The organism is Vibrio sp. Isolate32 (assembly GCF_022397955.1).
Classification (GTDB): Bacteria; Pseudomonadota; Gammaproteobacteria; order Enterobacterales; family Vibrionaceae; genus Vibrio.
The window spans coordinates 20,275-32,653 of record NZ_JAKEUQ010000037.1; the positions used below are offsets into that span (position 1 = coordinate 20,275).

Sequence of the window (12,379 nt, forward strand, 5' to 3'; positions counted from 1 at the left end):
GTACAACCTTCTTCCGAGAGCTAAATTTTCGCTTAACTTCCCTTAAGTTACATTGGTTTTTAAGGGGCTTAGGCTTCGGTAATCTCTAGGTTATTTTTATCCATCCCGGAACCTGTTAGATGCGAATGAACGAATCGTATATATATAAAAGTGTATTGATCACATTTATATATTGCGTGCTCTCGGTGAGTAAGAGTTTTGCCACGAATATTTTCAATGAAACTCCGACTGTGTATGAAGACTTAAAGACCTTACGAGTGGGGGTAATCACAGGTAGCGCTTCCGATAAGCTTGTGAGTGATACAGGTGAAAAGCGAGTTTACGAAAAGTATTTGGATAGCTTAGCGAAATATTTACCACCAAGAATACGAATAGAGTTACTAAAAGCACCATTAAGTGAACTTTTAGACTTAGCACAAAGAGGTGCAGTTCATGCGGTATTCGATTTATCCCCAAATGAACAGCGAGAAGATACTTTCTCATTCACTAACCCTATTCATTATGAAACTGTTTTTATATATAGCAAGTTAGACTTTGAAGAAGGTTTTCAAAGAGGTGATGAAGTATATGCGTTGAAAGGCTCAACGTGGGGAGAGGACGCGCAGAGCTACTTACATTCAATTGGCCTTCGCAATAACGTTTCCTACGTAGAAAGCATATCGGACCTTTATAGCAAACCAATATTTGTAGCGGGCAACACAAGTTTATTAAAACTATACCCACATAAGGCACCCATTACGTCTAATAAATCAATACATGTCGGAATTATAAAAGAATATGCTGGTTTTTTATTAGACCCTTTTAACGCGGCACTATCGGACGTCGGAGACATATATCTAAAAGAGGAAATAAAAAATAGTAACTTAATCGAAGTGGATTTAATTGTTGATGTGGATGTTAAACCCTTTTTTAGTCACGATGATAATGATGTCTCTGTGCTTTCAAAATATCAATATTTATCGAATAAAATGGGTCTTTTTAAAATAAAACCCAGAGAGTGTGACGATGAAGAGTGCGAGCTAGGAAGTAATAAATTATCACGTCTTACAATTTATTCAGAAGATCTATTACAGGATTTCTATGTGACTGAGAGCATAGGCTTGTTAAAGCAGAGTCTGTTTACATTAGAAGACAGTGAGCAAATAGGTCGTGTCGGTGTGTTGCAACGAAACGAGCGGGTAGCATATCAATATGGTAGAGAGACGATATCTTATAAGTGCTCGAATGATTTGATTGAGGGTTTTGAAAACGGAGAGGTTAATGGATTTATAGCTAGTGATTTAGATGGTCATTTAGCTATGGCTAACCTCGGCTATGAACAATATAAAAATCAACTGGTTGGTTATGAGTCTGTTGTGTTTGCAATACCTAAAAATATGAAAGACTCAAAAGTCGTTCATGACTCTATATCAGACTTGATTGCTACCGCTAAAAGTACAGGGTTTATTGATAGAGAAGATGTGGCTAATACATATATGATTGAGGAGACGACACAGGGTAAATTAGTCGAACGGCAAAAGTTGCACATGACATATATCATATCGTTAGTGTTGATTTTGACTCTTTGTGCGTACCGAATAAAAAGTTATTTCTCCGACGGTATCAATGGATTATACAATAAGAGAATGATCAATCTATTTTATAGAAATAAGAATCATAGCCATATTTTATTTATAAGAGTGAATAATAATTATGATGATGTAAATGACTTATCTAGGCATCGTAACGATAGTTTAGCTCTACTTATAAAGCAACTTGCCCCTTTTAAGTGTATTAACTATAAAGCCTTTAGGTACCTAGATGATGCCATTATTATTTTTGTCGACTGTCATGATGATATGTTGATTTATCAGTGTATAGATGAAGTTTCTCGTCAAATTTCAAAGTATAACCTAATTATAGATGTGGGTATAAAAGAAACGACAGGGGACTGCTGCTCTGATATTAAATTATCAAGCTCTGCGATGCTGGTAAACAGTGCTGAAAAAAACAAAAATTATTGCCATTACGAGTACTCCCAAATAGCTAAGAGCTATATGGATACTAGGTTAGTAGAAAATTCAATCAATGAATCTCTGAATAATGAAGGATTTGATTGTTATTTTCAGCCTAAAATCAAGTTAGATAGCAGTGAGATGTATGGTGTCGAGGTACTAGCGAGGTTAAGCGTTAATAATCAGACTATTTCACCTGATATATTTGTTTCAATATTAGAGTCGAAGAAAAAGATTCATAATCTTGATTATATCATGATTAAGAAAACGATTGATTATATCTATGAAAAATCAATGTTTGATGTAAACTTTTCGGTCAATGTTAGTTCAACAAGTATTGCGAGTGATGATTTTAGAGAGAAAGTATTAGCTCTGATCTCAATTAACAATGATTTAGATAATCTTGAGTTTGAGATAACAGAAACATTGACTAGAGAGTGCTTTGACCTCGTTCAAAAATTTATACTTGAGGTGAGGGAAATATCTAGCATAAAATTCTCACTCGACGATTTTTCTACAGGGAATTCGTCGTTGCTAGTACTAGATAAAATACACTTTGACACGGTTAAAATTGATAGAAGCATTTTGGAAATACTTAGAAAAAACGAAGGTGGATATAATCATATAAAAGAAATTGTCAATTATATAAAAAGCAAGGAAAGCACTGTGTGTTTAGAAGGTATTGAAGATAAAGATGATTTGGCAATTGCTCGCGAACTGAATGCCGACTTTGGGCAAGGGTGGTATTACGGTAAGCCAATGAATAAAATTGAGTTTTACGATATCTACAAAAATTTTTGGTATAAATATGAGTAAAAAATTAGAGAGTAATCTGTTGTTAGGTATCTGTAATGTCATGGTCACATTGATTCCCATTCCTATTATATCAGGTTGTTTTGCTCTATTATCACATGCATTTTCCATAACCGGTAATCACAGTATTTCATCGAATTTTTTTTTGGCATATCGAACGGTTCAAGACTTATATCCAGTTCTATTATGTGTGTATTTTTCACTCTTTCTATGCAATAAGTATAAAATTTCTAGAGCTCTTTTAATTACACCTTCAATTTCAGTTATGTTTATACTTTCTGATTTGCTGATGGTTGACAAGAATCAAATTAACCTTATGCAAACATTTATGTCATCAGCAGTGTTTATATCAATAGTTATTCCTATATTTATTGCTAAAACATTGCGTAAAATAAATGATATGGACTTGTTTTTTCGTTCGAACCTACCATTAGCAATTGAGCAAACAATGAATTTAGTGATCTGGACTATTTGTATTATCACAACTTTTGTTATTGGTTTTTATACTGTATATGTATTATTTAGTGCGATATATGATTTATCATCAGAATTTTTTGAAGAGCAATCTTGGGAAGTGCCGGAGTACTTGAGACTTGTTACTTACATAATGCTCAAAAACATGTTTTGGTTTTTTGGCGTTAATGGTGGTAATTTTATCGGTACTTATGAGTCGTATGCGCCTGATGGCTCTGTAATTCTTACAAGCTTCATTGATCAATATTCATCAATAGGAGGAGCAGGAAGCACCCTGAGCTTGGTCATATGTATGATTTTAAGTGCTAATGAACGTTACCGAACTGTGGGAGCAATTTCATTGGTATTAAGCATATTTAACATCAATGAACTTGTTATTTTTGGTGTTCCTATAATGCTTAATCCCTTAATGATGATACCGTTTATGCTAGCACCTGTTGTTGAACTGTCATTGTCATATTACTTGTTAGAGTTCGGGGTTATTGAGCCAGTCTACGAGAGTTACTCTTGGATGATGCCAGTATTTTACAATACTTATATTGTCAACGGGTGGGCATCTAGTGAAATGTTGGTTCAACTGTTAAACCTAGTAATTGGAATGTTAATTTATTATCCCTTTTTTAGGAGAATCAGTAGACTAACTCTGAATGCTAGTTCGAAGGTAACTAATGACAAATTTTTTGACTACGAAGATAGTCGTCAATCAGTCGGTGTGAGTGACGTAGTCGGGCAGATAAATAAAAACATTTCAGCTCAGCGTAGAATCGAAAAACTTCAGTCTACGGGGAGTTTTGAGCTGTTTTATCAGCCTATCTTAGACAACAACTCAAGACAAGTTGTTTCTGCAGAAGCATTAATTCGTCATAAATCAATAGAAGGTGTGATAACGCCACCAACATTTATCTCCGATTTTCACCTTACTGGTATGATCGTTGATCTAGATTTATGGGTAATCAATCGAGCATTGTCGGATGTTAACTCTTTACAAAAGAGTAGCAAGGCGGAAATAGAAAACATTTCAATCAATGTTTCACCTTCAACATTTTTATCTGGAAACTTTAAGAAAGAGTTTGTTGATATTGTAAATAAGAATAACTTTGATTATAGAAAAATTACGTTAGAAATAACGGAAGATGTCCTAATAAATAATGAATCTCGCACAGTTCTACAAATATCAGAACTTAGGGATTTAGGTGTATCTATAGCTTTAGATGATTTTGGTTCTGGCTACTCTTCATTAGGTTACCTCTCTAAGTATAAGTTTGATAAGGTTAAAATCGATAGAATATTGACTAAAAATGTTGACTCAAGTATCGGACAAGAAATATTTACCCTTACCATCCACATGGTTAAGGCATTAGGTGCTATTACTGTCGTTGAAGGGGTTGAAAACCGAAGTCAATTGAACCTAATTAAGGATTTAGGCCCTTGTTTAGTCCAAGGTTACTATTTATATAAACCTATGGACTTAACATCATTTGTAAATATTTTTAACTTAGGTAGGAAACGTGAGGTATATAAATGATGATTAGGTTAGTTGTTATTTTGTTCGTTACGCTTTGGGTTCCTTTTACATATTCTAATACGTTGAAAATTGGTGTTGCTGGTGATGATATTGTAGTAGATGAAACTCTAAAACAATTATCGATGGATACTGGAATAAGGTTCGAGTTTTTGAGGTTTAATAGTTATGAATCTACAATTAAAGCGTTAAAATTGAATGAAATAGATTTTATATCAAACATAAATTTTACTGCAGAGCGCGATAAATTTCTCGATTTTACCCTTCCATTTTCAGTGGATTACTCTTTTGTATTTAGTAATACCCCCATTATTAACAGTCATGTGGACGAGTTTGTTGTCAAAGAGGGAAGTGCATATCCAGATTTTTTAAGACGAGCAGACGCAAAATTAAAGATCAGTACTTATGGTCATTCCGAGAAAGTTTCTTCGATTTTGAGAAGTAAAAAAAACATAGCTGTTCTTGGCAGCCTCAATGAACTTGAAGAGCTACTATCTAAAGGTTTTTACGCACAAAGACTTCTCAAATCATGGTTTATTCCACCTGCTGGTTTTGCATCTCTAAAAGGAAAGCATAGCGATTACATTTCTTTATTAAATAAAGCTATTGATCAAAATCAATATTTATCTAGATCATTACGCTTTGTTGAGGACAGGGAAAACACACTTCGCATATCGGCCTTGAGGAGTTCTGTTAGTCTGCATGGACTCAGCTCAGCTCCGGTTATAAACTATAAGTCGGAGGATCTGTACAAAGATGGGATGGTAAGAGATTCAAGCTTGAGTCGGGTTGCGATAGAGAGAGCCTGCGATTTACTTGGTTTTGAGTGTAGATTTACGAACGACATTGATGAACCTTGGGAGAGCATCTATTCCAGTCTTAAGAAACACGAGATTGACATGATTTCATCGATGGCCGTATCACATGAGCGACAAGCACACTTTAACTTTAGTGAAATTTATTATTACCCCGATGTATATTTTGTTAGTGAGATTTCGAACAGTGATCGTGAACTAAGTTTTTCTGAAGTAGCCTCTGAACGTATCGGTGTGATTAAGGGAGACTATTTTCAACAGCTGTTAGAAGATTTACTAGTAGGTAAGTCTTTATATATTTACGAAAATCAAGATGATTTAACTAAAGCATTAGTGGAGGGACATATTGATATTATGCCTATAGGGTCGGCGAATTTTCATAAATTGATGTTTGAATCAGATTATAAACTACCCATAGAGGTCATGAGAAAATTCAAACTTCCAATCGAATATGGCATCGCTGCTGCTTTTCAAAATAATAAACAAGGTGAAGTCTATGCAAAACTTTTCTCTGAAGCATTGCAAATCTTTGATTTCCAAAAGTTAATTGGTCGCTATGATTATAGAAAGAACTGGCGAACATCTATGGTCGAGGTTCAGAATCTTGTGATCATTGGCTCGGTAATTATCGCTATAGCTGGCGTTGTTATGTTTATAATCATTATTGCGCTATATAAAGAGTCAGTTACTGACCAGTTAACAAATCTAGGTAATAGGAGAGCACTCTATCGTAAAGTCAAAAATCGCCTCCCGAAAAACTCCGTCTTACTTTATGTTGATATAGATGAATTTAAGTACATTAATGATAATTATGGTCATGAGGCCGGAGATCGTATACTCGCGAGATATGCGCAAATTATCTCTTCAATGTGGCCGGGAAACGTATACCGAATCGGCGGCGATGAGTTTATTCTGATATGTGATAAAGTTACTCCAGGCTTGAGTGGTATTGTTACTCAGTTAAAATGTTTCCAGGTCAACCTTGATGGGATACAAATGAATATTGAGACTTCACTAGGTTGCTTGATTGTTGACATGGATAAGCTATCTTTGGGGCAAGCGCTTGCAGTGGTGGATAAGCGCATGTATCAAGATAAGAAAAGCAAGTTTCAAAATGACTAAGATTGATAGTTAGTGTTGTTTTAACACTGCTTAGAGGAGGCTGCGAAGCGAAGCAATTCATCTGACTACTGTCCTACAATCGTACTGCTTCATGTTTCTTTTTCTTTGTAATTAGTGCTTTGGGGAGAGTAAGAAGCCCATTTAAACCCCCGGGTCTTTCTGACCCATTTGGGGAGTATTGCATTAATAAGTTTTACATTGCTCAAATAGTCAAGGGAGTTTTGTAGCGACGTATTTGGTTATCTGTTCCGAAGTATAACGATGCTTACTTACGTAGACACCTGGAATTAGGCCCAGTCTCGTTGAATGCGGTATTCCGCACCGATTGGGGTACTATCTGGCCTGAGTCTATCAAATTTTTATTTTTGCTTGCCAACAAATTTAGGTTTCCGAACCTATTATGGATATTGAACTTGAATTTGAGAACGAAGCCTAATTTTTTTTTGGGGGGGGGGGGAGGTGTTATTTATTAGGAAAAGGTCACCATGCCAATGAGTCAGGATTCTCTACCTACTGGCATGGTGATTATTCTTGTGAAATACTAGGGTTAAAAAACTTGTATTGAGCTTTGTTGGCTATATTAAACTTGCCTAAACTGGGCCACTAAGTTTTGTTGATCTTCTAGATATTGAGTCAGTTGGTCACTTGACTTGGTACTAGATTCGGCAGCACGCTGATTTTCTACCGATTTGTCATATATCTGTTGTATCGACTGGTTCATTTCGTGACTAACAGACGTCATCTCTTCAATAGCGGTTGCAATTTGAACGCTTCTGTCAGATATGTTGTTCACGTTTAGCAATGCATCAGTAAGCTCTCTCTCCGTCTCATCAGAAGCCTCGATACATGAGCTAGATGCATCAATAGCGTCATCTATTAACATTGCGGCTTTACGGGTTTGACTTTGAATTTCAGATGTCAGAGTGGTGATTTTTAAGGTTGCATTTTGGCTTTGCTGTGAAAGAGTTCTCACTTCGTCTGCTACCACCGCAAACCCTTTACCATGTTCTCCTGCGCGAGCAGCTTCAATTGCAGCATTTAGCGCTAACAGTTTTGTTTGTTCTGAAACTTTACATATCAAGTCCACGACTTCGTCTATGCTATCGAGCTTTTCGACTAGCTTGATAATAGAACTCGATGTTTGAGTCAACTCATCAGAGACTCGTGATATGTGTCGTGCTGTTTCGTTGACCGCTTTTTTACACTTGTCTACTGACTCTATAGAAGTCTCCGCATTCCTCGATGTGCTAGACGCGTTCTCAGCAATTTCTGAAATCGCACTGCCCATTTCAGTGATCGCGGTTGCGGTTTGTGATAATTGATCGTTTTGCTCACTAATATTAGTCAATGTAATATTTGCAGCAGTCATATTGTCTTTCGCAGTATTGAGTGTATCTGTATTGGAGGCTTGGATCCTTCCTACTACGGCGTTTAACTCTGACTTTCGCATTTTCAGTGCCAGTTCAATTTGGCTAACGTCATCTAGACTACCGGTATATATTAACTGTGCTAAAGGGTTGTCATAAATCTTCTGTGCGTTTTTTGTTAACTTATCGAGTCGCCTTGTTAAGGTAAAAGTCGATGTCATAGATAGCGTAAATAGTCCAAAAGCTAAACTATAATTCACCGGTGTTGCGCAGGCCAGAGCCAAGAATAAAGGAGCATTCGATAGCGTTATTTTTTGCCAAAGCTTTAGTTTTGGTAGTGATAATCTTTTTATTTTTTCTCCATTATTTAGGCGTTTGTATATGTTGTTAGCTCTGCAAACATTCTCCTGATCTGCAATTAGACGAACAGATTGGTACTCTACAGTTTTTCCATTCAATTTTATTGGGGTTGCATATGCATCCACCCAATAGTAATCGCCGTTTTTAGTTCTATTCTTTACGAGCCCCATCCAAGATTTTCCGGATTGCAAATGTGACCACATATCCTTAAATGCAGCTTTTGGCATATCCTGATGACGAACCAAGTTATGTGGTTGCCCCTCTAGTTCTTCATAACTAAAACCAGCAACGGTACAGAAATTATCACTGGCATAAGTAATATAGCTATGTAAATCTGTTGTTGATAGCAAGTTAAAACTAGCAGGAAAAGTTATTTCTTTGCTCAATTGACATGACCCCCGTCAAATTATTATTCACGTCAGATTACATCGCTTGTACTCGTATCGATAGTAATCGAGTTAAAGAGTAATGAAGTAACGGCGAAGCATAATTTTCAGGGTAGCTTACATTGACTTAAAGAATCCTAAGCTAGTTTAAGGTATGCTATCAGTTGTTTAGTAAGCATAAAAAGAGGCTGTTAAATGTTAGACATATTAATTATTGAAGACGATAACGAGTTGAGAGAAATGCTCAGTTACTTACTGTCAATTGTTGAGGGGTTTAACGTTGATTCTTTAGCGACGGGAGAAGGAGCGATAGAACACATTGAATCAAAAAAGCCTAGGTTGATTTTATTAGATATACAACTTCCCGGGCAATCTGGTTTGGAAATCCTAAGCGAAGTAAAACGAAAAAATATACCTTCTGCGACTATCATGATGACAGCCAATGATAGTGAACTATGTGAAACGAATTCTCTTGTATTAGGGGCGCACGATTACGTTTCGAAGCCTATTCGTAGTAATGTGTTAGTTGAGCGTATTAAGCGTCAACTGAGTGTGGTTGACAAAAAAATAACTACCTCTTGTGATTCAAACAACTTCTACTTGCGCGAACAAGATTCAGCTCTTATTTATAACGACATTGTTGTAAATTTGATTCCTTCAGAATACGAACTGGTCGAGGTCTTAATCGATGCAAATATGCCTATGATGGTTAGTGATATTTTCGAAAAGATTCATGGGTTTAGTTACCATGTCGAAGACCGCTCCATTTATATGCGTATTTCTTCATTACGTAAAAAGTTATTTCGTTACTTACCCGAGGTGCAGCTAATTAAAAATCGAAGAGCGAAAGGGTTTTATTTAGCGCATCCAGTGAGCAAGTTATGAATGCTTTTTTATCTCAAATCGTTGCATCCGTTGTTATAGGCTATTTAATTAGTTCGGTATTGTCTTTTGGCCTTATTCTTCCTATGAAAAAAGATGCAGAGCGGGAACTCAACCTTAAACGTGTTGAAATGGTTATTGAAGGTTTTCTTGAACATGATCAGAGCCTACAAAGAAGTGCAGATAATGTATGGCGATTTCAGTGTGATGTAGTTTCAGATACTGACAAAATCCAATCGAAAGGCGACATTTATACAATTGTAAAACGTTATGATACTGACCGTTTTATTCTCGGTTCATTTAACAGTAAAGCATATCAGGATGACGCACATGTTAAGCGACTTAGGTGGCTGGGTTTACTTGATGATTTATTACAGGTTACATGCACATTATTCGTTCTCTTGATATTACTGCGGTCTTGGTCGAATGGCTTGAAAGAAATGCAGCGATTATCAAATGAGTATATGAAAGGAAACTTTTCGAGTCGCGCTTGTAGAACAGGTCCTGACCCCATTCGTAACGTAATTGATAGCCAGCATACCATGGCAGAATCGCTGAGTAGCTTGATAAACAAACAAAAAGTTATCTATGCATCTTTGCCACACGACATTCGCACTCCGCTAGCTTCAATTCAACTGACTAGTGATATGCTCCTTTATGAACAAGGTGATAATCAGTATCTGACAAAGAAATTGGCAACTCAAGTTGATAGTTTGAACACCTTATGTGAGAGCAGTTTGTATTTGTTTAAATTGATGAACGGAGATATCCAAGCAGTTAAAAGACAAGTTAACCTGCAAACTATTCTATCATCGTTCAACAATGTTCTTGGTTCACATCAAACGTTGACAACATATGGATGTGACACGTTTGTACAAACAGATAGCGCTATCGTAAGAATTGTATTTCTCAACATTATCTCGAATGCGTTGAAGCATGCAAAATCACAAATCAAGGTCTCTTTAGCTCGTTACCCTAAACATGACGTGCTACGTTTTTGTGATGATGGTTGTGGCATAGAAGAGAAAATCGTTAGGGCGTTCAATGCGGGGACGCTAGGGGAAATTAAATCACAGCAAGGATATGGTATTGGATTAATACTGATATCTGAGCTGACGAAGGTTTTAGATGGGGTTGTTTTGCTTTCAAACAATAATGTTGGAGGAAAAGTCACACTCGTGATTCGTAGAGAATAGTCTTATGTTACCATATTAGTAGGAAGTGTACTTCCTCCTAATAACTCGATACGTTATGCGTCTTTTAGACGGTTAAGTGTGTCAATAAACTGATCAATAGAGCGATGATTCGACAAATTTACGCTGTATTTGCCATTGACGATAAATGCAGGAATTGCCGAGATTCGGACCGTCTCTGTTAGATTTATAGAGTCGTGGATCATTGATTCGGCTTCAACGAGCTGATCTTCTGACAACTGCTGTGTATTGAGCAATTTAAAATTAGAAAATAATAAATCAGCATCCGAAAGTTTTAGGTCATCAGTTGATTGTACGATTGCAAATAGTTCGTAAAGCAAAGCATGCGGAACCGGGTCGACTTGAACTTTAGCTGTATAGTAGAGCCTTGCCGAAGTTTCAGTCAGATCATCAAAAACTGCATGAATACGGTTGATTTCTAGCTCTTTTAGTCGGCTATTCTTTTCGAACAGTGTCGACATGTTCCAACACGGGTTGCATGTCAATGAGAAGAATTTGTCTATCGATTTATCAGAAGAATAAGCTTCAGCTAAAGGCGTATAAAGTTCTTTTTCGAAAAAAGCAGCATTGGCACTGCTACAGCTAAGCATTATTGTAAATGTAGTGAATAGTCTTCTAAGCATTTCGTTACCATTGTTGATTAATTACTCTATCCGATCCTATATTGCGGTACTTTTAAGTTCTTTAAGCAAATGTAAGGGAGCGGAATGTATACACTGGTAGTGTGGATTTGCATAAGAGGGAAGTTGGAACATATATATTGTAAACATTTGAAACAAAATAAAACACCGTTCAATTACGATTAAGTTACACTTCCCATATCCCACGTTAATAACAGAGTTACCAGCATGCGTCCCCTTATTGTTACCGCCATTGTTTTGAGCTTAACGAGCTTCTCCTGCTTAGCGTCAAAAGGCTCTAATTATCTTTATACGGGGTAATTAGACTTGACGAGTCAGTGATGATGGCTTTCAAGATTATTTTGATGGAGCCTACAATAATTCAGGGAGTAAGCAGCTTTACGGTGGTTATTTCGGTGGAAACTATGCCTTAAACGATACTTTCTTCTTAGGTTTTGACTCTTCTGCGACTACTCGTTCTTCTACGACGTTGTCTGACCTATCTATTCACTTAGGTTTGTACCACTCAGTCAGCCAACAAGTTGAATTGTATGCCTCTGGTGTATGCGCCCCATGAACCCACGGGGCGGTGTTGTTAATGTTTGAAGTTCCAAGGTAGGAGCGCATCGATATCAGGCTCAGCTTTCGCGAGCTCTTTCATGCACTTGACTATGTAGTCGTAGAGGATAAGGCCGTTGGCTTTCGCTGTCTCGACGATGCTGTAAAGCATCGCGCTCGCATCAGCACCATTTGGTGTATTTGAGAAGAGCCAATTTTTTCTTCCAATGACCAGCGGTTTAATGGCGCGTT

At 36.8% G+C, this 12,379-nt stretch carries 8 protein-coding genes; 5 read left to right on the forward strand and 3 right to left on the reverse strand.

Translation table 11 applies throughout. The features are described 5' to 3' along the window. The first annotated feature begins 230 nt into the window (after positions 1-230). The 3 genes from L1D11_RS22790 to L1D11_RS20065 are packed head-to-tail and all read left to right on the forward strand — an operon-like array spanning position 231 to position 6,740. The gene (locus L1D11_RS22790) at positions 231-2,810 is read left to right on the forward strand and encodes an EAL domain-containing protein (RefSeq protein ID WP_239862700.1); all 2,580 of its coding nucleotides are present in this window, start codon (positions 231-233) and stop codon (positions 2,808-2,810) included. Continuing rightward, the gene (locus L1D11_RS20060) at positions 2,803-4,806 is read left to right on the forward strand and encodes an EAL domain-containing protein (protein ID WP_239834819.1); all 2,004 of its coding nucleotides are present in this window, start codon (positions 2,803-2,805) and stop codon (positions 4,804-4,806) included. Before L1D11_RS22790 ends, L1D11_RS20060 begins: the two co-directional genes overlap by 8 nt. Beyond that, complete coding sequence (locus tag L1D11_RS20065) at positions 4,803-6,740, forward strand: GGDEF domain-containing protein (protein WP_239862702.1); 1,938 nt, start codon at positions 4,803-4,805, stop codon at positions 6,738-6,740. The genes L1D11_RS20060 and L1D11_RS20065 overlap by 4 nt, the downstream gene beginning before the upstream one ends. Before the next feature lie 580 nt (positions 6,741-7,320). On the opposite strand, the gene L1D11_RS20070 is transcribed toward L1D11_RS20065, so the two are convergent. After that, entirely contained in the window at positions 7,321-8,853 is a 1,533-nt protein-coding gene (locus tag L1D11_RS20070) for a PAS domain-containing methyl-accepting chemotaxis protein (protein WP_239833117.1), read from the reverse strand. 195 nt (positions 8,854-9,048) lie between these two features. On the opposite strand from L1D11_RS20070, the gene L1D11_RS20075 reads away from it, so the two are divergent. After that, complete coding sequence (locus L1D11_RS20075) at positions 9,049-9,738, forward strand: response regulator transcription factor (RefSeq protein ID WP_239833118.1); 690 nt, start codon at positions 9,049-9,051, stop codon at positions 9,736-9,738. Continuing rightward, positions 9,735-10,931 carry a HAMP domain-containing sensor histidine kinase gene (locus L1D11_RS20080; protein WP_239833119.1) on the forward strand — a complete coding sequence of 399 codons (1,197 nt, stop codon included), beginning with the start codon at positions 9,735-9,737 and terminating at the stop codon, positions 10,929-10,931. Before L1D11_RS20075 ends, L1D11_RS20080 begins: the two co-directional genes overlap by 4 nt. Positions 10,932-10,984: 53 nt before the next feature. Here the strand turns inward: L1D11_RS20080 and L1D11_RS20085 are convergent, their stop codons facing one another. Together L1D11_RS20085 and L1D11_RS20090 are read right to left on the reverse strand one after the other, a co-directional pair. Next, positions 10,985-11,572 carry a peptide permease gene (locus tag L1D11_RS20085; RefSeq protein ID WP_239833120.1) on the reverse strand — a complete coding sequence of 196 codons (588 nt, stop codon included), beginning with the start codon at positions 11,570-11,572 and terminating at the stop codon, positions 10,985-10,987. 592 nt (positions 11,573-12,164) lie between these two features. Next, on the reverse strand, positions 12,165-12,379 hold a 215-nt coding region (locus L1D11_RS20090; protein WP_239833600.1), incomplete at its 5' end, for a transposase domain-containing protein.